Here is a 24148-nt window from a genome sequence, read left to right on the forward strand (position 1 = left end):
CTTGGCTTAAGGATGTGTGCGACAACTGCTCAACTGATCGAGCAACCGCCCACGCATCCCTTCCGTCTCTTTACGATGTCAAACAGCGAACCGTTGCCGGCGAGCCCCGAAGGCCCTGAATTCCTTGACCGTTTGCCTCTCTCGAAGCTCCCCGTCAGCGGGAGGTGGTTTCTACCGCTGCATCAGCAGTTTGTCAACCGGTTTTTTTTCATCAATCTTTCTTTTTTCTTCAGCACCGCCAATAGGCAGAAACCAGAGACGACCAGTCGCCGACGCCGAAGCGTTTTGGATGGCGATACCGATCAGAGGAAGATCGAAGAGGCAGCGAACGCCGCCGAGGAACAGAACCTATCCAGACATCCGGGACAGCGCAAGACTTTTTTTCATGGTCTTGTCACTTTTTTGCTCATCCCCCCAGCATCACCGCCTCGCAGAATTGCTCTTTCAGCTTTCCGCACAAGGCCTTGGCAGCCTCCATATCGGGAAGAGGTCCGGCATTCAGACGGAAAATGGTTCCTTGTTCGCCATCGCTATCCGTCGAAATGCGCGGTTGCAGGGACTTCAGGTCAGGAAACTTGTTTTTCAGGTTCTCCCAACCCTTCATGGCCCCGTCACGCGAATGGAAAGTCGCCAATTGCACCGACGCCCCGCCTCCATTCACCGTCTTTCCGTCATAAGGAATGATCTGCAGCGGGTCGCGCCCGGAACGCAGAACCGCATTTGGATTCTGCACCCCCACATCGCTCCCGCTGGGAGGTTCGGGCTTTTTGGCCTCGGCGGGTTTGTTCTCGGCTGGCGGCTTGGCAGCCTCGGGGGGCTTGGGCGGCGTGGGTACAGCCTTGCGGCTGGTCACACCCAACCCGTCATCCGTATGCCCCGACGGATCAGGGACCAGACTGTCGAGGATAACCTCACGCTCTGCCGCATGCTGTTCTGCCGACATGTTGCGGGTTGCATAGGCTTGCGACAATTGCTCGAGGCGGTCGGCCACTTCGTCCACGCTGGGGACAGGCCCCCGCATCGTTGACGGCACCGGCGCCGAACGGCGGGGTTCATATTCTTCGGGGGTAATCAGGTTGCGATCGCGCAACGCCTTGAGGATCGCATGGCGTCCCATGGCATTCCCAACCGCCATCGGAGCCAGCGGAACAGCCACCGGCGTGCTGGTATTCAGGCTTTGCCCATCAATCTGAGCCAAAGCATGCCGCGCGATATCCCGTACCGGATAGGTCCCGTTCAACCCCCACAGATCGCCAGGGATGGAAACACCATTGGGCACCGACGCCGCCGCCTGATAGGCACTGCGGGCTTCCCCCTGCCGATTGGTCTTTTGATAGATCGCCCCGGCGGCCAGCAAGGCGACCGGATTGGCTGGTTCGGCGGCGAGAGCCTGATCGCTCATTTGCTCGGCATAGCGGTAGTCGCCCAACGCCAGCCCGGCCATCGCCTGATTGATATAGTATTGCCCGTTCGGCTGGGTGCTCTGCAGGCCCTGCCCGGCTTCCAGAATCGGCAAGGTTTGCAGGCAGCCACTCAGCATCACCGTCCCGGCCATCAACAACGATGCCGTGAACGCTGCCCGCATGGGCTTTACCAACCGATCCTGCCGCATTCTTCCGGTCCCTTTTCCATCAACTGCCCCACAAGGGTCACAGCATAGTCTGGCGTTCCAAGAGTTAAGAACTTGCTAGAATTTAGCGCCTTAGCCGCAATTGTCACACTTGTTTTGCGCACTGCCCGCTACAATGCCCCTACTGCCAAAAGGCGCAAACGCACAGGAGAGCCTGATATGCATGTCGAAGTCGAACTCAAGCTGGAGCTTCCCCTTGCTGCTCTGGAACGTCTTCGTCGTCACCCCTTTGTGCGAACCCACAAGCAGGGGCGCGCCCAATCCTTGCACCTCTATAATACCTATTACGATACCCCTGACTGTGATCTGGCCCGTCAAAAGGCAGCCTTGCGCCTGCGCCGGAACGGAACGCAGTTTTTCCAGACGGTCAAAACCAAAGGTGATCATCAGGGCGCTCATTTCTCCCGCCCGGAATGGGAATGGCCGGTGGCCGGGGAAGCACTGGATGTTTCCCTGCTGGCAGAAACGCCGCTGGCCTCGTTGTCGGCACCGGTTCTTGCCGCTGTCCGGCCGCTGTTCACCACTGATTTCAAGCGCACGGTCTGGCTGCTGAGTGCCCCGGAAGAATCCCCCTCGTGGCAAATCGAGCTGACCATTGATCAGGGCGAAATCCGCCCCCACGGCACCACCTCGACCGACAGCGAGGCCATTTGCGAAGTGGAACTGGAGCTCAAGCACGGTGAACCCCGCGACCTGTACCACGCCGCCCTGACTTTGACCGAAGGTTTGCCGGTCCGAATTTCCGTGCTCAGCAAGGCTGAGCGGGGATATGCCCTGGCCCGGCCTCGCCCGTCCCGCGCCCAGAAAGGCAGTGCTCCTGCCCTGAAAAAAAACGACACGGTGGCCGAGGCCCTGCAGTCCATCGGACAGGCCTGTCTGGGCCACGCCCTGTTGAACGAGCCCCTGTTGCGGCGATTGCGTCACCCCGAGGCCGTTCATCAGATGCGGGTTGCCCTCCGCCGCTTCCGCTCGGCGCTCAGTGTGTTCAAGCCGGTTCTGGGCTCCCCGCACAGCCTGCGGGTGAAGGACGACCTGCGCTGGCTGGCCGGAGAGCTGGGCGATGCCCGCGATCTGGATGTCTTTTCCGATGAAATTCTAGCCCCGGCGGCGGTCGCGCTGGGGGATGGCATCGATCTTTCCCCCCTCCAGAGCCTGATCAGCCACCGCCGCGAGCTGGCCTATCAGCGGGCCCTTGAGGCGCTGGAGTCCCCGCGCAGCGGCCAGACCCTGTTGCATGCGGCCGCCTGGCTGGAAAATGGCGACTGGCTCACCCCGGACGCCCCGGAACAGCAGGCCATCCTCAATGGCTCCCTGCGTCCCTTTGCCCGCCAATTGCTGGACCATCGCCTGAAAAGCGTTCTGCGGGCGGGTCAGCATTTTGGCACGCTGGACAGTCTGGCCCGCCATGCGGTCCGGATCGAAGTCAAAAAACTGCGCTACACCTGCGAGTTCTTTTCCTCCCTGTTCAGTGAAAAGAAACAAGCGGACTTCAACGCTACCTTGTCCGATCTGCAGGAGCATCTGGGAGCCATCAATGACGCCGCCGTCGCCCGCCAGAAACTGTCAGCCATCGCGCAGGAAGGCCCGGCTGACCTGACGCTGGCCTGTGGGGCGGTGATCGGATGGCATCAGGCCCGGATGGAAGACACCATCAAGGACTGCGGGAAAAGCTGGAAGCAGTTCCAGAAGCAAGAGCCATTCTGGCATTAACAGACTGTATTTTCCTGGCCTTTCTCTTGAGGTTGCCTTGCGAAGCGCCTGGCTCTATGGTTAGCGGCTTCGCAGGGCCGTCCGTATGCCTTTGCGATCCGACATGCGTCCTAAACCACAGAGGTTTCCCGTGGCTGACAACATTCCTGATCCCCAGCAGCAAGCCCTCTTCCGCGAGGTCGATGAAGAGCTCCGCCATGAGCAAATGCACAAGCTCTGGAAACAGTATGGGCCTGTTGCCATTGCTGTTTCCGTGCTGGTGGTCGCGGTTGTTGCCGGGTATCAGGGCTGGAAAGCATGGCAATCGCACCAGCACATGGCCGATGCCCAGACCTATGAGCAGGCATTGACCCTGGCCGATGCCGGTAAGGATGCCGATGCCCTGACTGCCCTGACCGCCCTCGCCAGCAAGGGCAATGACGGCGCGGTTGCTCTGGCCCAGATCCAGCGGGCCGTCCTTCTGCAAAAGGACGGCAAGACCAGCGACGCTCTGGCCATTTATAAAGGCATTGCGACCGGTAAGGGTGATACCATCCTGCGGTCTGTTGCCGCCCTGCGCTATGCCTTGCTGGGGATGGACAACGGCGTCAGCAGCGATGACATCAATACCCTGATCACCCCGCTGGCCGCTCCGGGATTGCCGTTTGACCACTCCGCCCGTCAGGTGCAGGCCTTGCTCGCCCTGAAGGAAGGCCGGAGCGACGATGCCCGCAAGCTGTTGCAGGATCTGGTGGATGATGCCAGCACGCCGCAGGGTATCCGCTCGCGTGCCAACATCCTGCTGCAAAGCCTGGACAGCACGCCGGCGGCGAAGTAACGCCGCAACCCTGCTGACACCGACCGTCTTGCCGAGGGCTGAGGCCCACTCAGGGGTATCTTTCGACCATGACCTCTCCGTTCGTTTTCCCGCCTGTGGTTTCCTCGTCCCGCCGTGCATCCGGTCGGGTGGTTCGCCTCGCATCGGCCCTGGCGATGATTACCGCTCTCAGCGCCTGTGGTGGCGGGGAGTGGTTCGGTGGCAAGGAAGACCCGCCGCTGCCCGGCACCCGCGTCTCGATTCTGGAACATGACCGCAACCTGAAGCCGGCCAATGACGCCAGCACCGATGCCATCCACCTGCCCGCGCCCGAACCGAACGATTCCTGGCCGCAGGCCGGAGGGTATAGCCACCATGCCATGCAGCACATGGTCGTCAATGCCGTGCCGAAGAAGGTCTGGAGCACCAACGTCGGCAATGGAACGGCCAAACGGAACCGCCTGATGAGCGAACCGGTCGTGGCCGATAACGTGCTGTACGTCATCGACTCCTCGGCCGAAGTCTCGGCTCTTGATGCCCAAACCGGAAAAACCTTGTGGTCCGTTGACCTCGCCCCCGATTACGACGAGGACGAGTCCATTCTGGGTGGTGGGGTCGCCATTGATAATGGCCGCCTGTACGTCACCACCGGTTTTGCCGAGGTGTTTGCCCTTGATCCCAAGACCGGCAAGACCCTGTGGCAGACGACCGTTCCGTCGCCGATGCGCGCCGCTCCGGCGGTCAACGGTGGCCGGGTGTTCGTCGTCACCGTCGATAACAAGGGTCTGGCACTGGCCGCCTCCGATGGCCGCATCCTGTGGACCCATGCCGGGGTCGAAGAAGCAACCACCCTGCTGACCGGCCCGGCTCCGGCGGTCGATAACGGCGTGGTGCTGATGCCCTACACCTCCGGTGAAATCGCCGCCCTGCGCGTCGATAACGGTCTGCCCTTGTGGTCAGATACCGTGATTGCCGCCCGTCGCACCGATTCGGCGGCCAATCTGTCTGACATCAGCGCCCGTCCAGTCATCGACAACAATCGGGTCTATGTCATCGGCCATTCCGGTCTAATGGTCAGCATCGACCTGCGCACCGGCGACCGCGCCTGGGAAGTCGAGCTGTCCAGCCTGTCACAGCCATGGCTCGCCGGGAAATTCCTCTATGCGGTCACCACCGATGCCGAGGTGGTCTGCATCGACACGACCAACGGTAAAATCCTGTGGGTTCATCAGCTTGCCCAGTGGAAAGACCCCGAAGAGCACACCGGCCGCATCCTGTGGACCGGCCCGACCCTTGCCTCTGACCGCCTGATCGTGACCGGCTCGAACGGTGAATTGTTTGCCCTGTCACCCTATGATGGCTCTGTTCTGGGCAAGGTTTCCGTATCGGACGGCATCACCCTGCCGCCTGCGGTGGCCAACAACACCCTTTACTTCCTGAACGATGCAGCCGATATCCTCGCTTTCCGGTAAGGCATCGCCGCCTCACCCCCGTTTCCCTCGTTTCCCCTAGATAGAGTGCCATGAGCTTTACCGTCGCCATTATTGGCCGCCCCAATGTCGGGAAATCGACCCTGTTCAACCGCCTGATCGGGCGCAAGCTGGCTATCGTCCACGATATGCCCGGCGTGACCCGCGACCGGCGGTCGGCTCCGGCCTCGCTGCTGGGGCTGGAGTTCGAGGTCATCGACACCGCCGGTCTGGAAGTTTCCGGCCCCGAGACCCTCGAAGGCCGCATGCGCCAGCAGACGGAACGCGCCCTGGCCGAAGCCGACGTGGCACTGTTCCTGATTGACGGGCGCGCGGGCCTGACCCCGATGGACGAACATTTCGCCCAGTTGCTGCGCCGTCAAAAGACCCCGGTGATTCTGGTTGCCAACAAGTGCGAAGGCAAAGCCGGTGATCAGGGGATGTACGAGTCCTATGGGCTGGGCCTGGGGGATCCGATCCCGCTGTCCGCCGAACACGGGCTGGGTCTGGGCGACCTGCTGGCCGCCCTGCTGCCCTATTCGAAGGAACTGCCGTACGACGAAGACGACGAGTTCGGCTTTACCCCCGAGCCGGAAGAAATCCCCGACATCGACGAAGGCGATGAAGTGGTGATCCCGCCGCCGCCGGACCGTCCGCTGCATGTCGCCATCGTCGGTCGTCCGAATACCGGCAAGTCAACACTGGTCAACTGCCTGCTTGGTGAAGACCGCATGCTGACCGGCCCCGAAGCCGGGGTGACGCGTGACTCCATCACCGTGAAATACGAATGGCGTGGCCGCCCGATCAAGATCGTTGATACCGCCGGGATTCGTCGCCGCTCGCGGGTCGAGGAAAGCCTCGAAAAGCTGTCGGTGGCCGATACGCTGAACTCGATCCGCATGGCCGAAGTGGTGGTGCTGATGCTCGACGCCAACATGGTGCTCGACAAGCAGGACCTGACCATCGCCCGACTGGTGCTGGAAGAAGGCCGCGCTCTGGTGATCGCCGTCAACAAGTGGGATGCCGCCATCGACCGGGCGGAATCGCTGCAACGTCTGGGCGACCGCCTGCAAACCTCGTTGCCGCAGGTGCGTGGTATTCCGACCGTCACCCTGTCGGCCCTGCGCAATCAGGGCGTCGATGACCTGATGGAAGCGGTGTTTGAAATTCACAGCCTGTGGAACGCGCGCGTGCCGACCTCGCGCCTGAACCGCTGGCTGGACGAAATGATCACCCGCCATCCGCCGCCGCTGTCCAAGCAAAAGCGCCGGATCAAGCTGCGCTACATGACCCAGGTAAAGGCCCGTCCGCCGACCTTTGCCATTTTTGTCTCCAAGCCCGACGAACTGCCGGAAAGCTATATGCGCTATCTGGTCAACGGGCTGCGCGATGTGTTTGGTCTGGACGGGGTGCCGCTGCGCATTCACCTGCGCAAGCCGAAGAACCCTTACGTGGATTAAAAAACATACGGGCGACTGGCAACAGTCGCCCGTTGTTCATTGCAGGGAGATGGGCTACCGCCCATACCCGTTTGGGTGCGATGCCCCCAAAACCCCATTTTCTCTTTCAATATCAAATTAATGAGGTCCGGGGCCTAAAGGCCCCGGCGAGATTTGGAGCAGCGCTCCATGAGCTTTTTGTTTTTGTCGTGTACCGTGGCGTCTGATTTAACGCACGCTGGTCTAGAGACATGGGCATGGTTCGTATCACGATAATGACAGACGGAAAACAGAGTCATGGGGCAGCGCTCGGCGTCCTTTTTAAACCATCGCCAGCCAGCCGAGGGCAACTGCAAACGACAGCAAGGTCAGGGGCACACCGCTACGCGCGTGGTCGGTAAAGCTGACCGTGATCCCGCAGGATGCGGCACGTTCAACCGCAATCAGATTGGCCATGCTGCCGGTCAGCAGCAGGTTGCCCGCTAACGTGGACAGCAGCGCCAGACCGTGTAGCCATGTCGTCGGAGCCTGTGGAAACAGGGCCAGCAGCATCATGTCTGCCGGTACGTTGCCAATGGTGTTAGAGCCAATCAGGGAGACAACGGCCAGTCCGGGCAGGGTTTGCAAATCCAGTCCGATGGCTTGGGCTGCCTGGACAATCTGGCCGGGGACCGGAGTTTGCCCAAGGGCACCAGTAACAATGAACAGGGCCGCAAACAGCACCAGCAGATGCCAGTCCACCAGCGCCAGCGCGCGATGGCTGGACAGGCGGCGGCTGATCAGCAGGGCGGCGGCAATCAGGGTGCAACTGATCGCCTGCGGAACCGGAGTCAGAAACAGGCCCAGCAGCACTATGGTTGCCACTGTCGCCTTGATCATCATCGAGCGATCAAGCTGCGGCGTGCCGATGGCATGGCCCTCAGCAACACAGGGAGTGTGCCAGCGGTTTTTCCACCCCAGCCAGATGACCAGCCAGACCCCAGCCAGCGCCAGCACGGTCGGCGGGCCACAAACGGCGATAAAGGGGCCGAACTCCAGAGACCCGGCCTGCGCAATCAGGATGTTTTGTGGATTGCCAATCGCGGTTGCCGCAGACCCCGCATTGGCGGCGGCGGCCAGTGCCAGCACAAACGGGCGGGCGTCCAGTCCCCGGCGTTGAATGCCAAGGCACAGCAGCGGCGTCATGGCAAACACCACCACGTCGTTGGACAGCAGGGCGGCCAGAACACCCCCAATCGCAACCACCAAAGCCAGAACGGCTGCTGGTGATCCGTGGACTTTTGCCATCCGGTCGGCGCACCAGTCATAAAAACCGGCTTCAGCGATCTGGGCGGACAGGATCATCAGCCCGAACAGGATCAACAGGGTGGGAAAGTCGATGGCGGCAAGCGCTGCCGGCGGCGAAATGGCACCAAGGCCGACCAGCGCAACCGCCGCCACCAGCGCAATGCCGGTGCGGTCCAGACGCAACCCGGGGAACCGGCCAACGGCCATCCCCAGATAGGTCACGATGAAGGCACCCAGGATGAAAGCGGTCAGGATCAGGCCCCGGTGGCAGGCTGATCGGTCGTGTCCGTGCCGGCGGCTTCCTGACGGGCACGGGCAGACAGGCGATGGAACGAGCGGAAGGACAACGGGAATGTCCCGATATAGACCAGCCCGATTACGCCCAGTGTTGCCCACGGTTCGGTGACCAGAAAGGCTGCCAGAATACCGACACAGATCAGGGTGGGCAGAACCCACAAGGCAGGGATACGGACCCGTTTAAAGGAATAGGTCGGCAACCGGCTGACCATCAGGAACGACACCAGCAGCACAAAAAAGGCCACCACGGCGGGCTTTTCAAAGAACCCGCCGTCAAATTCAAACGACAGGACCATCGGCAACAGCGCCAGCCCGGCGGCGGCCGGGGCTGGAACGCCGGTGAAATAGTTGTGGGCCCAGCCGGGCAGGTCCGGTTCGCCCAGCATGGTGTTGAACCGGGCCAGCCGCAGGGCGCAGCAGATGGCCAGCAACAGCGACAGGGCCCAGCCAAAGCCGCCGGCATCGCTGAGGGTCCACATGTACAGCAACACCGCCGGAGCAACCCCGAAGCTGATGAAGTCGGACAGGGAGTCCAGCTCGGCACCGAACTTGCTGGTTGCCTTCAGCATGCGCGCTACCCGGCCATCCATGGCATCGAACAGCGCAGCGAGGAAAATGGCGATCACCGCCCGTTCCCATTCGTCGCGCAGCCCGTAACGGATCGAGGTCAACCCCGCCGACAGCGCCAACAAGGTGACCATGTTGGGGATCATCTTGTTGAAGGACAGCGTTTTGAGCCCGCGTTGGCCGGGAAGCATCATTGGCATGGTGTATCAGATCCCTTTTCCGTCGCGCTCGGCTTCGTCGCTGGTCAGGTCGGCAAGGATCGTTTCCCCGGAAACGCAGTTCTGTCCCAGCACCACCAGCGGGTTGGTTCCCGGCGGCAGATAGATGTCAACGCGCGAGCCAAAGCGGATTAGGCCAAAGCGGTCGCCGGTGGCCAGACGTTGCCCGGCCTTGATGTCACAGCGGATGCGACGGGCCAGCAGCCCGGCAATCTGGACAAAGGCGATCTCGCGGCCATCATCGGTGCGCAGGCGCACCGACTGGCGTTCGTTCTGTTCGCTGGCCTTGTCGAGGCTGGCGTCGAGGAATTTGCCCGGACGATAGACTTCCTTGACGATTTCGCCGCCGACCGGAATGCGGTTGACGTGGCAATCAAATACCGACATGAACACCGAAATACGGGTCAGCGGCTGCTCGCCCATCTCCAGTTCCGGCGGCGGAACCGACGGGCCGATCATCTGCACCACACCACTGGCCGGGGTCACCACCAGACCGGGGCGGGTCGGGACATAGCGGACCGGGTCGCGGAAAAAGAAGAAGCACCAGACGGTCAGCAGGGCGCCAACCACCACCAGCGGCAACCAGATCCAGGCCAGCAGGACAGTCAGCACCAAAAAGATGGCCAGAAAACGCGGACCTTCTTCGTGCAGGGGCGGCACCATGTAACGCCGCCAAGAAATCTGGATAACCTTCACTGTCTTTCTTCCATAAACGCTACAATTGCCGGAGCATAGTCGCAGCCTGCGGTATCGGGAAGACATTTTCGGTCATTTTGCCCGTATTCGCTCGTATTTGGCGGACTGTTGGCAGCAAAAAAGGGCGTCGGTGACCGGACGCCCTTTTGGTAACGATCGAATGGAAAAGCGTCAGGCGAGGGTCCAGCCCAGCCCCAGCGCCGGATCGAATTCCGGGTCAAACAGCATGCCACAGGGCAGACCGAGGGTCGGTTCGAGCGGGGCGACCATGCCGGAGACATCGGCCAAAGCGCCTTCGACCAGTTCGAGACCAAGGAAGCGGTCCCGATTGACCGGGCCGGGCAGATCGACGTTGCCCATATAGTGGGTCTGGAAGCCAAAGCGCCGGTAATAAGGCTCGTCACCGACCAGAATGACCGCCTGATGATGGCGGGCCGCGGCCAGATTCAGGCCGTGGCGCATCAGCTTGCTGCCCAGTCCGGTGCCCTGCAACGACGGATCAACCGCCAGCGGCCCCAGCAACAGGGCGCGGGTCTGCCCACCGATCAGCAGGTCCCAGAAGCGCAGGGTGCCGACGATACGATCCCCATCGCGCAGGACCAGCGCCAGCCCGTCGGCAGGTTTCTGACCGTCACGCAGGCGCTGACAGGTCTTGCGCAGGCGTTCTTCGGCACCAAACACCAGATCAAGCAGGGCTTCGATCTGGGCGACATCGGTTTCGGTTTCATGGCCGAGAGTGATCATGGGTTTTCGGGGGCTATCCCCGCTCCCTGCAAGGGCCAGCCGGGGCTGGCCTCAGGATGACCGGAAAATCAGATGAAGAACGCCTGCAGCGGAGCAAAGCCGTTAAAGGCCACCGCCGAATAGGTGGTGGTATAGGCTCCGGTGGCTTCGATCAGCACCTTGTCGCCGATTTCCAGCGACAGCGGCAGGAAATAGGGTTCTTTTTCGTACAGCACGTCCGCCGAATCACAGGTCGGGCCAGCCAGAATGCAGGCGGCCTTTTCATCGTGATCGCGGCTGGTGTGGATCGGATAGCGAATGGCTTCGTCCATCGTTTCCGCCAGACCGCCGAACTTGCCGATATCGAGGTAAACCCAGCGCACGGCTTCGTCTTCGGCCTTGCGGGAAATCAGCACCACTTCGGCCTGCAGCATGCCAGCGTTGCCGACCATGCCCCGGCCCGGCTCGATGATGGTTTCCGGCAGGTCGTTGCCAAAATGCTTGCGCAGCGAGGTCGAGATGGCTTCGCCATAGGTCTGCACCGCCGGGATGTCCTTCAGGTAGCGGGCCGGGAAGCCGCCGCCCAGATTGACCATCTTCAGGGTGATGCCACGCTCGGCCAGATCACGGAAAATACCGGCGACAAGGGTCAGCGCCCGGTCATAGACCTGCGGGTTGCGCTGCTGCGAACCGACGTGGAACGACACACCATGCGGCTTCAGGCCCAGACGCTGGGCCTTTTCCAGCAGGTCAACGGCCATCTCCGGCACGCAGCCGAACTTGCGCGACAGCGGCCACTCAGCGCCTTCGCAGTCGAACAGGATGCGGCAGAACACTTTCGATCCCGGCGCGCTGCGGGCGATCTTCAGCAGCTCGGCTTCGGAGTCAAAGGCGAACAGAGTGACACCCATCATCCAGGCGCGTTCGATGTCGCGTTCCTTTTTGATGGTGTTGCCGAACGAAATGCGGTCCGGGGTGGCACCGGCGGCCAGCACCATGTCGATTTCCGGCACCGAAGCGGTATCAAAGCAGGAACCGAGTTGAGCCAGCAGGGACAGCACTTGCGGAGCCGGATTGGCCTTCACGGCATAGAACACGCGGGTGTCCGGCAGCGCGTTGGCAAAAGCGAGGTAGTTGCTGCGAACGACATCGAGATCGACCACCAGACAGGGGCCTTCGGTGTGGCGGGTGTCGAGGAATTCGCGGATACGGTCCGTCATGGCTGCACAGTCCCTTGGCTTGAGTGTGTTCGGGTCAAGCGGAGATGCCATCCAGAGACGACACAGCAACCGGTGGAGGCGTTGCTGCCGTCCCGGACCCCATCGGCTCCGATGCCGACAGGTACAGGCTGAAGTGCTTGCTGTTCGTGGCCACGCCTGCCGTGCCGGACATCCGGCAAAGGGAAGCGCGTGGTTTTTCGGGACGGAGAGCCCGCCCGCACGCTTGGCAAAGAAGTAAAGTTGCCTCTTCAGTAACGCCAACGGTTGGAACGCCGACAGAGACCAAAAAAGCCGCGTTACGTCGTTGCTTTAAGCCACCTGCCTTCCTTGCCGGAAGAGCCATTTGCGTGGTGACCACGGGCACGTGCGAATACGGTCTGCGGCTGATTTAGTCCCAATCGACGGGGAGCGCAAATGAAATTTTTGCCTCTTTCCGGCCTCCGAACCGGCGGAAAAAGACAATATGATCACATGTCTTTTTATGGTTTTGCCGGGGCGGCCGGGGCGGTTTCCGTGACGGCTTCCTTATGGAACAAGGAAACAACCGCCTGACTCAGCCGCTCGTCCAGTACGGCCAGCGTTGCAGCCGACACCACACCCAGCAGGACCAGCACCAGCAAGGCTTCCAGCAGGCGACGACGGAGCGGGGACGGAGAGGGAATGGAAGTCATGTGATCACCCTTTCTGATATTTTTTTGCCATTTTATCCCCGCTCGCACCGTGTGTTGACTCTGGCGGGGGTGCGCCTTGCCCGCTGAACCGGTCAGGGACGAGCGAGCAGAGCCATATTTTCAGCGGCTCGGCAAGGGAGACTTTGCCGATTTGCAAAATGCATCAACGGAGTTCCGGACTCGCTGCAAAAATGCGTTTTGCATGACATCCTGCCTGTTGTCAGGAATGCTATTTCTTCAACATGTTGAAATATATCAACAAATAATTCTGGTATGGCCCTTGCTTTGTTCGTTGGCAAAACAACTTATCAGGCGAGGTTACCGATGAGCATCCAGATCGTTCCCAACGGAGCCGAAGTGATTGCCATCATGGTCGGCGATCTGACCATGGCCACCATGAATGATTATCTGCCTGCTTTTGTCGAACTGTCCCTGCAAGGCTGGAATGATGTCATTCTCGACATGACCGGGGTCGAATCCCTCGATACCGCTGGCGCCGGTCTGTTGCTGGCCCTGCGCGACCGGCTGGCCCGGCAGGGGCTGGAACTGCGGCTGAACTGCCCGCAACCCGGCCCGCTGTTGCTGATGAAGCAGATCGGCCTTGATCAGACGCTGACCATCAGCAATGGTCCTGAAGGTCTGCATCTGATCCATTGACTATATACCTGACCGGCGTCAGGCCTCGGGGAAGGTGATGGTAAAGGTTGTGCCCTTGCCAGGCTCGCTGTCTGCCGAAATCGTTCCTTCATAGGATTCCACGATGTTCTTGCAGATGGTCAGCCCCATCCCGGTGCCTTCGACGCCATCGGCACGGCGAGTGAAGTAAGGATCAAAGATCCGGCTCATGACGTCGGGCGGAATACCGACCCCGGTGTCCTTGAAGGACAGGGTGACCTGTCGGTTGGAAACCGTTGCCGAAACCGTCAGGCTGCCGCCGTTCGGCATGGCGTGGAAGGCGTTCTGCATCATGTTGACCGCCAGCATGCGGATTTCCGAGCCGGTGGCGAGCACCGCAGTTCCGCTGTCGGGCAGGTCGGCGATGACGGTGATACCGTCAACCGAGGCTTCGTAGGTCAGCAGGGCAATGGCGTCTTCCAGCGCCGCCCGCACATCGACCACTTCCGGTCCTTCGGCGGGGAAGTGAGTCAGGTTCAGCAGGCGTTCGGAAACGCCGATACAGCTTTCGATCTGCCCCAGAACCAGCGACAGGTAGCGCGCCAGCGTTGCCGGTTCGTGTACAGTGCCGCCATCAACCAGTCCGCCCTTGCGCAGGATGCCTTCCAGCGCCATGCGGATGGCCACCAGCGGATTCCTGATTTCATGCGCCACGCCGGTCGCCAGTTGGGCGATTTCAGACAGCCGTTGCCCATGGCTGATTTCGGCATCGGCGCTCATGTCGCGAATGGCTTCGACGATCAGTGTACGGGGCTGGCCGGTATCATCCCGGATGGTCATCGGGGCGGCCGAGATTTCAACAAAGAACGGTTCACCGTTGGCGCGGATGTGCTGGTGAACGGTCTTGATCGCGTCGCCGTTGGCATTGATCTCATGCAGTGGACAGGTGACCAGAGTGATCGGGCACGGACCGTCGCGGTGATGGCTGGACGCATAACACGGCAATCCCACCACGTCGCTGCCCCGGCTGGCCCCGACCTGCTGGGCATAGGCGGCATTCGCCGCCACCACCTGATAGCCGCTGTCAATCACCCGCACACCATCGGGAATGGCGTCGATCAGGGCTTGCTGGAATTCTTCGCGCTGGCGCAGGGCTGCCATCGACTGTTCCAGCGTTGCAGCCATTTTGTTAAAGGAACGGCCAAGCTCGGCCAGTTCATCCTCACCGTGGACCGGGACGCGGACGGTCAGATCTCCTGCGGTCAGCCGGGTGCTGGCCTGACTGAGGCGGCTGACCGGGGCGACCACCATCCGGCGCAGGCTCCAGGTCAGCAGGGCCAGCACCAGCATCAGGACTGCCACCCCGGATGCGCCGAGCGTCAGCGCCGTGCTCATCGCTTTACCGCGCAGGGCGTCGGCGTCGTAATCGACAAACAGAACACCGTTGACCGGATTATCGGCAATGTCGCCGTGGCATTGCTGGCAGACTTCCTTGTTGTGCACCGGGTTGACGCTGCGCAGGACTTCGCGGCCATGTTCGTTGCTGGTAAAGCGGGTATGGGCGTCGAGCGTTTCTTCGCCCATCACCTGCCCCAGCAGGGTCGGGTCCGAGGCAAAGCGAACTTCCTTGTCCGGGTTGAGAATCATCACCCCGGAAATTCCGTCCAGCTCCCCCAGATGCGAGATGATCGCCCGCAGACCATCCAGATCGCGCTTGACCATCGCATTTTCCAGTGATGCCTGGAGCAGGCGGTTGATCCGTTCCGACGCCATGCTGCGTTCGACTTCCAGTTCTGCGCGATACAGGCTGACGAACAACAACAAAAAGACGAGCGAGGCGCCAGCCAGAACGGCCGCCACCACGGCGACCACCTTGCGCGACAAACTGGCCGTCATCCACTGACTCATACCAAACCCCTACTCAGGCCCCTGCTCAGGCATCAATACGCACACAGACAACAGACCTCTTCCGGCTTTCTGCGAAAGCGGTCTTTCATGTCCCCTGTGTCGCCGTTCCCGCGACACAGGGCAATGGAAAACGTCGCGGGAACGGCGATAAAACGCAATGGAACTATAGCGGTTTGCTGTTTTATGGGGAGTCTGAATCTGTTTCTTTCCCCCGGTGCTGCGCTGGTCCTGCGTGACAATCGGGCCCGCCTCGGCCACACTGCACCGCATTCCCGAGGATTTTCCGGAGCCTGTGCATGTTCACCCTTCATCCCCGTCTTGCTGCCGATACCATCGAAGTTGCCGTCTGGCCGTTGTGTCAGGTGCGCCTGATGAATGACCGGACCTATCCCTGGCTGATTTTGGTGCCGCAGCGGGCGGATCTCAGCGAACTGCACCAGCTGGCCCCGGATGACCGCACGCGGGTGATGCATGAAATGGCGTTGGCCGGGCGTTTGCTCAGTCATGCCACCAACGCCGACAAGATCAACACGGCGGCCTTGGGGAACATGGTCCCCCAACTGCATATCCATGTGATTGCCCGGTTCAAGACCGATCCGGCGTGGCCGAACCCGGTGTGGGGGCATGCCCCGGCGGAGCCTTATGATCAGGCAACCCTGTCTCATACCCTGCGGATGTTGCGTGATGCAATGACCCCGCCGCGCCCGCCGGTCCACAAGCCGTAAGGGGACGGTCATGCGAGCGTTTCGTTCCCTGGTTGCCCTGTGCTGGGGGGCGGCCCTGATCGCGGCCCCGATCGGGGGGAGTGCTCCGGCGCTGGCCGGGCGTCTGGTGACACCGGAAGAAAGCAACACCAAACTGGAAAGCGCCCCGCTGTCGGCTGATCCGGTGAATCCTGTGCAGCAGGGCTGGAGCAGCTTTGGCGAGCCCCATTACGGCTATCGCCTTGATTACCCGTCTGCATGGACACGCGGAACGCCGCAGGCCTATGGGGTGTCGCTGACGCCTCCCTCAGACCGGGCTTCGGCGCTGACCTCGGTATTCATTCTGAACCTGCCCTTTCCGACCACTCCGGCGAGCGGCAAGCCTGCGGGCAAGGCTGCGGCAAAGCCGCAGCCGGTCAGCGGAGAAAAGGCAGTCACCATGCTGGCCGACCGCTATCTGTCCGAACTGAAAGCGCAGGCCCCCGGCTCGAAAGTCCTGCGCGACAAGCCGTTCCGCTGGGATGTGGGAACCGGGGTGATCATGGGGCGGCAGATCGTCACCGAGTTCATGCGCGACGGCTTGCCGTTGCAGCAATGGGCGGTGTTCCTGCCCAGCCCGTTTGCCCCGGTGTTGCACCTGTGGCAGTACACCGCAACCAGCGTCGAATTTCCGCAGACTCTGGACGAAGCCGAAGGCATCCTGAACAGTCTGAAGCCGGTGGCCGGGAAATAGGCCTGCTTTCTCTTTTTGTACGAGCACACGCCATGTCAACGTCCCTTGCCCCCTATCACGCGCTGGTCTGGTTGCGGGATGATCTGCGCACCGATGACCATCCGGCCTTGACCGAAGCCATCCGGCTGGCTCGCCAGCACAATGGCCGGGTGACGGCGGTCTACATTCTGGACGAAGCCCTGTGGTCGCGCCCTCTGGGCGGGGCCAGCCGCTGGTGGCTGCATCACAGTCTGGCGGCATTGGCCGATGATTTGCAGCGGTTGGGAGTCCCGTTGGTCCTGCGGCAAGGCGACCTGCGGCAGCAGTTGGCCGATGTGGTGCGGCAAGGCAGCGTGCAGGCAGTGCTGTGCAACCGTGGCCAGACGCCGTTCCTGCGCCGCTGTGAGGCCGCCGCGCGCGAGGCTTTGGAGCCGCTGGGCTGCCCCCTGCTGGCCGGTGGCGGTGAACTGATGGTCGAGCCGGACAAAATCCTGACTGGCAGTGGTCAGCCGTACCGGGTGTTCACGCCGTTCTGGAAGGCGTTGTCTCAGCATCACCAACCAAAAGCCCCGCTGCCCGAGCCAGAGGCGCTGGGGCCCGGTGTTGCCCCGGTGATCAGTGGGCTGACGCTGGCCAGTCTGGCCCTTTTGCCGAGCACGCCCGACTGGGCCGGGGGGCTGCGGAAGAGCTGGCAGCCGGGGCAGGCCGGGGCACGGCGCTGCCTTGATGCCTTTTTACAGGGATCGGTCGCCCGCTATGGCAGTCAGCGCGATTTTCCGGCGCAACCGGCGACCTCGCGCCTGTCGCCGCACTTGCGCTTTGGAGAACTGTCTCCCCGCCGCCTGTGGGATGCGGTGATCGCCCTGCATGGGGCCGACGGCATGCCGTTTTTGCGGGAAGTCGGCTGGCGGGAGTTCAACCATCATCTGCTGTTCCAGTGGCCCGAGATGGCAACCGTGCCGCTGAAGCCCGAATTTACCCGCTTTCCGTGGCGCGATGACCAGCGGGAGTTTCAGCGCTGGTGCCGCGGACTGACCGGCTTTCCCATTGTCGATGCCGGTCAGCGCGAGCTGTGGCAGACCGGCTGGATGCACAACCGCGTCCGGATGATCGTCGCCTCGTTTCTGGTCAAGGACCTGCTGTTGCCGTGGCAATGGGGCGAAGAATGGATGTGGGACACGCTGGTTGATGCCTGTCCGGCCAACAATCCGGGAAACTGGCAGTGGGTATCCGGCTGTGGGGCCGATGCCGCTCCCTATTTCCGGGTGTTCAATCCGTCATTGCAGGCGGCAAAGTTTGACTCCGATGGCCTTTATCAACGGCGCTGGGTGCCAGAGTCCGCCGCACCGGGCGATGACCTGTTTGCCGCCGCCAGCACCCGCCGCCGCTATCCCCTGCCGATGCTGGACCATGGGGCCGCCCGTGACCGTGCGCTGGCCGCGCTGGCCAGCCTGAAACCTGATCCAGATACTGTGTAAGGATATCCTGCCGATGAGCGGAACCACCCCTGCCGAGCATCCCTTTGCGGCTTTTGTCCGTATTCTGGGCAAAGGACCGAACCTGTCGCGGGCCATGACCAGCGAAGAAACCGAAACGGCGGTGCGGATGATCATGCGGGGCGAGGTTCGCCCCGAGCAACTGGGGGCCTTTCTGTGCCTGATGCGGGTGAAGACCGAAACGCCGGAGGAAGTGGCCGGGTTCGTGCGGGGCATCCGGGCCGAGCTGAGCGTGCCGACACAGCGCCCGCCGGTTGATCTCGACTGGTCGAGTTGGGCGGGCAAGGCGCGGCAACTGCCGTGGTTCCTGCTGGCGGCGTTGGCGCTGGCGGCGCAGGGGGTGCGGATTTTCATGCACGGGGCGGAACACCATACCGCTGGCCGGGTCTATACCAGCGAGGCTCTGGTGGCGCTGGGAGTGGCGACGGCAGGCAGTCTGGAACAGGCCGCTGCCGCGCTGGAACAGCACAATTTCGCCTATGTCACCTTGCCTGCGATCAGTCCCCGCCTGCACGAGATCATGGAGTTGCGCCAGATTTTGGGCGTGCGCTCGCCGCTGCACACCGTCGGGCGCAAGCTGAACATCTTTGATGCTCCGGCGCAGATTCTGGCGGTGACCCATCCCCCCTATCTGCCGGTTCACCAGCAGGCCGCCCATCTGCTGGGACAGCCCAAAGTGGCGATTTTCAAGGGCGAGGGCGGCGAGGTCGAGCGTCGTCCGCACAAGCCCTGTACGGTCTATCGTGTTGATGGCGAGCTGGCCTGTGAGGACGAATGGCCCGCCCTGACCGCTATCACTCCCCCCAAGGATGAGGTGATGGACCTTGGCCGCCTGCTGGCCGTCTGGCAGGGGCAGAGCGATCCCCATGCCGAAGCGACCATCACCGGCACCATGGCCATTGTGCTGCACCTGACCGGGCGCGCGGCCAGTCAGTCAGAAGCGCAAGCGATGGCGGAAACAATGTGGGCGGAGCGGCCGGAGCGCCCCGTGGCCTGATAGCGGCCCCCGGAAAAAAGCCGACGGTTTCAAGATGACAAGATGGTTACCCTTTTGGTTGCTCTCTTGTCGGTCTGGGGTAAAGCTTGCATTCTGCACTGCAGCATGTAATGCCTTTCGGGGGCTTGGCGTGCGTTGAACCTGATGCCACAGTACACGACAGTTTGAAAACAAGAGCGGGCTGCCGCCCGAACCTCTCGGGGCCTGAGGCCCCGAACCCCCATTTTCTCTTTTATGATCAAAGGAATGGGGTCTGGGGCCGACTGGCCCCAGCGAGGTGTGGAGCAGCGCTCCACGTCCTTGTTTTCTTACTGTCGTCTACTGTGACCTGATGCAGGCACGCTGGTCTAAGCTTTTGTTATGTCGCATTGTTTTTGCGAAAACCGGTTCCCACTTTTCGCACAATGCAGGTTTTTCGTGCCGCATTGTTTTTGCGAAAACCGGTTCTCACTTTTCGCACAATGCTCTAGGGGGGAAGACGCGTGCTCGGACAGCTGTTGACCGGCTTTAATCCCATCGTTCAGGCGTTGCTGGCCTTGTGTCTAGCCGCAACGCTGGGGCTGGCGTTGGGAAATCTGAAGATTAAGGGCGTCGGACTGGGGATCGGCGGGGTGCTGTTTGCCGGCATCTTTCTGGGATCGCTGGGCATGCGCGGCAACCATGAGGTGATGGACTTCCTGAAGGAATTCGGCCTGATCCTGTTCGTTTATACCATTGGCGTACAGGTCGGGCCGGGGTTCTTTTCCAGTCTGCGCAAGGCAGGGATTGCCCTCAATGGCTGGGCGGCGCTGATTGTGGTGCTGGGGGTTCTGACCGCGCTGGGCGTTCACTGGCTGGCCGACATTCCGGTGCCGGTGGTGTTGGGGTTGTTTTCCGGGGCGGTGACCAACACCCCGTCACTGGCGGCCGGACAGCAGATGTTGGGGCAGATTGGCGTAACCGGCGAAGACCTGACCCTGCCGGGGATGGGCTATGCGGTGGCCTATCCGTTTGGCATCGCCGGTATCCTGATTTCGATGGCGGTGGTAAAATTGGTCTTTCGCGCCAATCCCGAGGCCGAGGCCGAGGCCTTTGAGCAGGCCCGACGGTCAAAAACGGCCCGGATCGACACCCTGAACGTGCGCCTGACCAATCCCAATCTGGACGGCCTGCGGCTGTCGGACATGCCGGGGGTCGAGCAGTTGGGGGTGGTGGTCAGCCGGGTGTTGCGGCAAGGCACCGAGGGCCATGTCGAAATCCCGCACCCTGACACCTTGTTGCACACCGGCGATGTGGTGCTGGTGGTCGGGACGCCGGAAAAGCTGCGGGCTGCCCGGCTGATTCTGGGCGAAGAAGCCGCTGATGCCGACCTGAAGGCGATGGATGAAGACGTGCGCTGGGAACGGATGGTGGTGACCAATTCGCACGTTCTCGGCAAGTCGGTGGGGGAACTGGACCTGCTGACTCGATACGATATCGTTATATCCCGGCTAGTTCGTTCCGGGATCGAACTGGTTCCCGGCCCGCATCTGCATTTGCAGTTTGGGGATATCCTGACCGTCATCGGGAGCCCGCCCAACATCCGGCACGTTACCAGTGTGCTGGGAAATTCGGAAAAACTGCTGCAACAGGCCCAGATCATGCCGATTTTCATCGGCATCGCGCTGGGCGTGCTGCTGGGCTCCATCCCGCTGGCCATTCCCGGTATGCCGGCAGCCCTGAAGCTGGGGCTGGCGGGCGGGCCGTTGCTGGCGGCGCTGATTCTGTCGCGGGTGGGGCATCTGGGGCCGCTGGTCTGGTTCATGCCGCCCAGTGCCAACCACGTCTTGCGTGAAATCGGGATTGTGCTGTTCCTTGCTGTGGTTGGATTGAATTCCGGCGAACATTTCGTTGAGGTGCTGGTCCACGGCGAAGGACTGCACTGGATGATGTGGGCGGCGCTGATCACCCTGTTGCCCTTGCTGGTGGTGGGGTTGTGCGCCCGGCTGTTTGGCAAGCAGAATTATCTGACCATCTGCGGTTTGCTGGCCGGGTCGATGACCGATCCTCCGGCATTGGCCTTTGCCAATGCGGTGGCTCCGTCCGAAGCGCCGTCGCTGGCCTATGCCACCGTCTATCCGCTGGTGATGTGCCTGCGCATCATTGCCCCGCAGGTGATGGTGTTGATCCTGATGGGCAGTCTGTAGCCGTCGCAATCAGACGGCGCAGTGTTTCCAGCCCCGCCCGCAACTGATCCTGCGGCGGGGCCGACAGTGCCAGCCGCACCGCAGGGGGCGCATGGTGGTTGCTGAGGGTGAAGGCGCTGGCGGGCAGCAGCGCCATCCCGTGCCGGGCAGCGGTTTCGACCAGTGCCTCTGCTCGCCAGCCCGGAGGCAGGTGCAGCCACAGATGATAGGCCCGAGGATCGGCCTGCCATGACAAGCCTGCCAGACAGTGCCGGGCGATCGCTTGACGGTCACGGGCATCCTGCCGTTTTTCCCGGCTGATGCTCTCTGCGGTGCCATCGCCGATCACCTGCAAGGCCACCGCCAATGGAACTCCGGCAGCGGACCAGCCGCCAGCGCGGATGCTGTGATGGAGGCGGGGAGCAATCGCCGCCGGAGCCGAGACAATCCCGAGGGTCAATCCGGGGGCAATCCGCTTGGAAAAGCTTTCCACATAGATCACCTGCTGCGGGGCGAAGGCGGCCAGCGGCGGATCATCGGTCAGGAAGCCATAGGTGGCGTCCTCAATGGCTGGCAAGCCGGTCGCGTGCAACAGGTTGGCGATGGCCTGTTTGCGCGCCGGGTCCATACTGATTCCCAGTGGATTGTGCAGGCAGGGTTGCAGATACAGCCCTTTGAGCGGTGCTGTCTGCTGGTGCTGAGCGATGGCTTCGGGCAGGACGCCGTACTGGTCCATTGCCAAGGGAACCACAGTGATCCCCAGTTGGGTCGCAATGCTTTGCAGGGCCGGATAGGTCAGGGCTTCCGCCCCAATGCGCTCGCCGGGGTTGGCGATGGCGGCCAGTGCGGCAGCGATGGCTTGGCGACCATTGCCGGTAAAGGCGAGGGAGTCCGCTGCGGGCTGCCAGCCTCCCCGCGCCAGAAAGCGGCTGGCGATGGTGCGCGCCTGTGGGGTGGCGGTGGCTCCGATTGGCTTCAGGGCATGGTGGATGGTATCGGGGCGCAGGGCGCGGTGCAGGGCGGCGGCAATGGTGTGCCCCTGATGCGGCAGCAGGGGAAAATTCAGTTCCAGATCCAGCGCGGCCGGACTGGGTTCGGTCAGCGCCGGATGCGACTGCGCCAGAGCCGAGCGCACATAGGTGCCGCGACCAACCTCGCCGGTGACCAGACCCCGACGGCGCAGCTCGGCATAGACCCGGCTGGCGGTCGAGGCGGCAATACCACGTTGATAGGCAAAGTCGCGCTGTGGCGGCAAACGGTCACCGGGGGCGAGCTGGCCGCTGGCAATCTCTGCGGCCAGTGAATCGGCAAGGGTCAGGTAGTCAGCGATCATATATTGCACCGAGAGCAATGTTCATATTGCACCGAGAGGATAACAGAAGGCACCCTGCATGGGCCATCGCGATGAGCCATATCCATTCCCCCGGAGAACGATGATGGTTCCGCTTGCTTCCCTGAGTGCCTTTGCGGCCCTTGCCCTTGGTATGGTGCTGACGCCCGGCCCGAACATGATTTATCTGCTGACCCGCTCGCTCTGTCAGGGCCGAGCGGCGGGGGTGGTCTCCCTGTTGGGGGTGGCGACCGGCTTTGTCGTCTACATGCTGGCGGCGTCGTTTGGGGTCAGCGCACTGCTGTTGGCCGTTCCCCATGCCTACCGGGCGGTTCAACTCGCCGGGGCCGCCTATTTGCTGTATCTGGCCTGGGGGGCATTGAAGCCCGGTGGGCGCAACGTGCTGGCGGTGCGGCAGGATGTGCAGGCTGAAACGCCGCTCCGGTTGTTCATCACCGGGCTGTTGACCAATCTGCTCAATCCGAAAATTGCCGTGCTGTATGTCTCGCTATTGCCGCAATTCATTGACCCAGCGCGCGGCAGCGTGTTGCAGCAAAGTTTGCTGCTGGGGACGGTGCAGATTCTGATCAGTGTATCGGTGAACCTGTCGCTGGTTCTGTCAGCTGGACCGCTGTCCCGCGGGCTGTCCGGGCGGCCCGTCTGGCTGGTCTGCCAGCGCTGGCTGATGGGGATCGCGCTGATCGTGTTGTCGGTGCGGATGGTGGTCTAGGCCCCGGATCCCATTGATTTGATATTTAGAGCGTTTTCACACCGAGCGAAAACGCTCTTTCCTTTTAGTGCCGCATTTTCCGAGCCGTTGACCGGAGACGGTCAACTTGAAAATGCTCTAATGCAGGGCGTGAATCCGCACCATCGCGGCAATATCAGCCTCGGACAGCCCGGCTATAACCTCGGTCACCAAGGGAGCAAAGCCCTTGTTCGCCGACCTGGCCAGCATTTGCTGCACATGGGCTGGGCGGAGTACATAGGCGAGGCGGATCTGGTCGCGCAGAATACTCTGCTCATCAGCAGACATCAGCGCAGAAAGCTGTAAGCCAACCTCCAGACGATCAGCCATGATCGGTGGATACACCCGCCCACTGAACACAGACACTTTCCATGCCTGCAACGCCTGCTGCGGGTTGGAGGACAACCGCAGACGCGCCAGACGGTTCCACTCGTCCGGGCGCAGCGGCGAGACCTTCAGCAGGCGTTCGAGGGCTTGTGCTTCGTCTGCGTCATGATCAAGACGGGCAATCAGGGTTTGATAAAAGGCAATGTCGGGCAGCGGAGCAATATCAGCCGCCGCATCCAGCCAAACTCTCGTCTTCGGACGCTCTTCAGCCGAGGGATAGGCCAGAGAACTGTGCACCCCCGGCGCCAGTGCCAACAGACCACCGGCAATCAACCGGGGCGTCGCCACCAGCAAAATGCCCACGGCGAGAACGGCAATGGCCCCCAGGACCAGCCGTTCCCCAAGTATAGGCTTAGACCAGCGCGCGTTAAGTCTGACGCAGGC

21 protein-coding genes are annotated in these 24148 nt (G+C 61.9%); 11 read left to right on the forward strand and 10 right to left on the reverse strand.

Going from position 1 to position 24148, the window contains the following annotated elements; genetic code table 11:
- Positions 1–406 precede the first annotated feature (406 nt).
- Entirely contained in the window at positions 407–1585 is a 1179-nt protein-coding gene (locus BW995_RS18970) for an SPOR domain-containing protein (RefSeq protein WP_175617130.1), read from the reverse strand.
- A 204-nt stretch (positions 1586–1789) separates the two neighbouring features.
- On the opposite strand from BW995_RS18970, the gene BW995_RS18975 reads away from it, so the two are divergent.
- From BW995_RS18975 to der, 4 genes are all read left to right on the forward strand, one after another.
- Entirely contained in the window at positions 1790–3340 is a 1551-nt protein-coding gene (locus BW995_RS18975) for a CYTH and CHAD domain-containing protein (protein ID WP_076402015.1), read from the forward strand.
- A gap of 130 nt (positions 3341–3470) precedes the next feature.
- A complete protein-coding gene (locus tag BW995_RS18980) occupies positions 3471–4157 on the forward strand; it encodes a DUF2659 family protein (protein WP_175617131.1) in 687 nt (228 codons plus the stop codon).
- Positions 4158–4225: 68 nt separating this feature from the next.
- Complete coding sequence (locus tag BW995_RS18985; protein ID WP_084194999.1) at positions 4226–5608, forward strand: outer membrane protein assembly factor BamB family protein; 1383 nt, start codon at positions 4226–4228, stop codon at positions 5606–5608.
- A 50-nt stretch (positions 5609–5658) separates the two neighbouring features.
- On the forward strand, positions 5659–7065 hold the full coding sequence (gene der, locus BW995_RS18990) for a ribosome biogenesis GTPase Der (protein WP_076402017.1): 1407 nt from the start codon (positions 5659–5661) through the stop codon (positions 7063–7065).
- Between the two features lie 300 nt (positions 7066–7365).
- Here the strand turns inward: der and BW995_RS18995 are convergent, their stop codons facing one another.
- From BW995_RS18995 to BW995_RS19020, 6 genes are all read right to left on the reverse strand, one after another.
- Complete coding sequence (locus BW995_RS18995; RefSeq protein ID WP_322099134.1) at positions 7366–8553, reverse strand: ArsB/NhaD family transporter; 1188 nt, start codon at positions 8551–8553, stop codon at positions 7366–7368.
- Positions 8554–8585: 32 nt separating this feature from the next.
- Positions 8586–9395 carry a CDP-diacylglycerol--serine O-phosphatidyltransferase gene (pssA, locus tag BW995_RS19000; RefSeq protein ID WP_076402018.1) on the reverse strand — a complete coding sequence of 270 codons (810 nt, stop codon included), beginning with the start codon at positions 9393–9395 and terminating at the stop codon, positions 8586–8588.
- 6 nt (positions 9396–9401) lie between these two features.
- Positions 9402–10109 (reverse strand): phosphatidylserine decarboxylase, encoded by a 708-nt coding sequence (locus BW995_RS19005; RefSeq protein ID WP_217696147.1) that lies wholly within the window; start codon positions 10107–10109, stop codon positions 9402–9404.
- 171 nt (positions 10110–10280) lie between these two features.
- Positions 10281–10853 carry a GNAT family N-acetyltransferase gene (locus BW995_RS19010; protein WP_076402019.1) on the reverse strand — a complete coding sequence of 191 codons (573 nt, stop codon included), beginning with the start codon at positions 10851–10853 and terminating at the stop codon, positions 10281–10283.
- Positions 10854–10921: 68 nt separating this feature from the next.
- On the reverse strand, positions 10922–12052 hold the full coding sequence (locus BW995_RS19015; RefSeq protein ID WP_076402020.1) for a type III PLP-dependent enzyme: 1131 nt from the start codon (positions 12050–12052) through the stop codon (positions 10922–10924).
- Between the two features lie 479 nt (positions 12053–12531).
- Positions 12532–12723, reverse strand: a complete 192-nt coding sequence (locus tag BW995_RS19020; RefSeq protein WP_076402021.1) for a hypothetical protein — start codon at positions 12721–12723, stop codon at positions 12532–12534.
- 324 nt (positions 12724–13047) lie between these two features.
- Between BW995_RS19020 and BW995_RS19025 the strand changes: the two genes are divergently transcribed.
- Positions 13048–13380, forward strand: a complete 333-nt coding sequence (locus BW995_RS19025; protein ID WP_076402022.1) for an STAS domain-containing protein — start codon at positions 13048–13050, stop codon at positions 13378–13380.
- 18 nt (positions 13381–13398) lie between these two features.
- Here BW995_RS19025 and BW995_RS19030 read toward each other — a convergent pair whose 3' ends face one another.
- Complete coding sequence (locus BW995_RS19030) at positions 13399–15246, reverse strand: HAMP domain-containing histidine kinase (protein ID WP_076402023.1); 1848 nt, start codon at positions 15244–15246, stop codon at positions 13399–13401.
- A 296-nt stretch (positions 15247–15542) separates the two neighbouring features.
- On the opposite strand from BW995_RS19030, the gene BW995_RS19035 reads away from it, so the two are divergent.
- The 5 genes from BW995_RS19035 to BW995_RS19055 all read left to right on the forward strand — a co-directional run bounded on the left by BW995_RS19035 (position 15543) and on the right by BW995_RS19055 (position 21320).
- Positions 15543–15971: an HIT domain-containing protein gene (locus BW995_RS19035; RefSeq protein ID WP_076402024.1), complete on the forward strand. Its 429-nt coding sequence runs from the start codon at positions 15543–15545 to the stop codon at positions 15969–15971.
- A 10-nt stretch (positions 15972–15981) separates the two neighbouring features.
- Positions 15982–16683 carry a hypothetical protein gene (locus BW995_RS19040; RefSeq protein WP_076402025.1) on the forward strand — a complete coding sequence of 234 codons (702 nt, stop codon included), beginning with the start codon at positions 15982–15984 and terminating at the stop codon, positions 16681–16683.
- Between the two features lie 32 nt (positions 16684–16715).
- On the forward strand, positions 16716–18140 hold the full coding sequence (locus tag BW995_RS19045) for a cryptochrome/photolyase family protein (protein WP_076402026.1): 1425 nt from the start codon (positions 16716–16718) through the stop codon (positions 18138–18140).
- A 13-nt stretch (positions 18141–18153) separates the two neighbouring features.
- A complete protein-coding gene (locus BW995_RS19050) occupies positions 18154–19155 on the forward strand; it encodes a glycosyl transferase family protein (protein WP_076402027.1) in 1002 nt (333 codons plus the stop codon).
- Between the two features lie 482 nt (positions 19156–19637).
- Positions 19638–21320 carry a putative transporter gene (locus tag BW995_RS19055; RefSeq protein ID WP_084195001.1) on the forward strand — a complete coding sequence of 561 codons (1683 nt, stop codon included), beginning with the start codon at positions 19638–19640 and terminating at the stop codon, positions 21318–21320.
- Here BW995_RS19055 and BW995_RS19060 read toward each other — a convergent pair.
- Positions 21274–22632 (reverse strand): aminotransferase-like domain-containing protein, encoded by a 1359-nt coding sequence (locus BW995_RS19060; protein ID WP_076402028.1) that lies wholly within the window; start codon positions 22630–22632, stop codon positions 21274–21276. The genes BW995_RS19055 and BW995_RS19060 overlap by 47 nt on opposite strands.
- 100 nt (positions 22633–22732) lie before the next feature.
- On the opposite strand from BW995_RS19060, the gene BW995_RS19065 reads away from it, so the two are divergent.
- A complete protein-coding gene (locus BW995_RS19065; protein WP_217696148.1) occupies positions 22733–23359 on the forward strand; it encodes a LysE family translocator in 627 nt (208 codons plus the stop codon).
- A gap of 117 nt (positions 23360–23476) precedes the next feature.
- Here BW995_RS19065 and BW995_RS19070 read toward each other — a convergent pair whose 3' ends face one another.
- Complete coding sequence (locus BW995_RS19070) at positions 23477–24067, reverse strand: hypothetical protein (RefSeq protein ID WP_076402030.1); 591 nt, start codon at positions 24065–24067, stop codon at positions 23477–23479.
- Positions 24068–24148 lie beyond the last annotated feature (81 nt).

This window comes from Insolitispirillum peregrinum (assembly GCF_900156605.1).
Lineage (GTDB): Bacteria > Pseudomonadota > Alphaproteobacteria > Rhodospirillales > Rhodospirillaceae > Insolitispirillum > Insolitispirillum peregrinum.

Excerpts from the sequence above, each read along its gene's own strand:
- pssA (WP_076402018.1), bottom strand. The coding sequence starts at position 9,395 with ATGCCAATGATGCTTCCCGGCCAACGCGGGCTCAAAACGCTGTCCTTC.
- BW995_RS19010 (WP_076402019.1), bottom strand. The coding sequence starts at position 10,853 with ATGATCACTCTCGGCCATGAAACCGAAACCGATGTCGCCCAGATCGAA.
- BW995_RS19050 (WP_076402027.1), top strand. The coding sequence starts at position 18,154 with ATGAGCGGAACCACCCCTGCCGAGCATCCCTTTGCGGCTTTTGTCCGT.
- BW995_RS19030 (WP_076402023.1), bottom strand. The coding sequence starts at position 15,246 with ATGAGTCAGTGGATGACGGCCAGTTTGTCGCGCAAGGTGGTCGCCGTG.
- BW995_RS18970 (WP_175617130.1), bottom strand. The coding sequence starts at position 1,585 with ATGCGGGCAGCGTTCACGGCATCGTTGTTGATGGCCGGGACGGTGATG.
- BW995_RS19020 (WP_076402021.1), bottom strand. The coding sequence starts at position 12,723 with ATGACTTCCATTCCCTCTCCGTCCCCGCTCCGTCGTCGCCTGCTGGAA.
- BW995_RS18975 (WP_076402015.1), top strand. The coding sequence starts at position 1,790 with ATGCATGTCGAAGTCGAACTCAAGCTGGAGCTTCCCCTTGCTGCTCTG.
- BW995_RS19060 (WP_076402028.1), bottom strand. The coding sequence starts at position 22,632 with ATGATCGCTGACTACCTGACCCTTGCCGATTCACTGGCCGCAGAGATT.
- BW995_RS18985 (WP_084194999.1), top strand. The coding sequence starts at position 4,226 with ATGACCTCTCCGTTCGTTTTCCCGCCTGTGGTTTCCTCGTCCCGCCGT.
- BW995_RS19015 (WP_076402020.1), bottom strand. The coding sequence starts at position 12,052 with ATGACGGACCGTATCCGCGAATTCCTCGACACCCGCCACACCGAAGGC.
- BW995_RS19035 (WP_076402024.1), top strand. The coding sequence starts at position 15,543 with ATGTTCACCCTTCATCCCCGTCTTGCTGCCGATACCATCGAAGTTGCC.
- BW995_RS19025 (WP_076402022.1), top strand. The coding sequence starts at position 13,048 with ATGAGCATCCAGATCGTTCCCAACGGAGCCGAAGTGATTGCCATCATG.
- der (WP_076402017.1), top strand. The coding sequence starts at position 5,659 with ATGAGCTTTACCGTCGCCATTATTGGCCGCCCCAATGTCGGGAAATCG.
- BW995_RS19040 (WP_076402025.1), top strand. The coding sequence starts at position 15,982 with ATGCGAGCGTTTCGTTCCCTGGTTGCCCTGTGCTGGGGGGCGGCCCTG.
- BW995_RS19065 (WP_217696148.1), top strand. The coding sequence starts at position 22,733 with ATGATGGTTCCGCTTGCTTCCCTGAGTGCCTTTGCGGCCCTTGCCCTT.
- BW995_RS19045 (WP_076402026.1), top strand. The coding sequence starts at position 16,716 with ATGTCAACGTCCCTTGCCCCCTATCACGCGCTGGTCTGGTTGCGGGAT.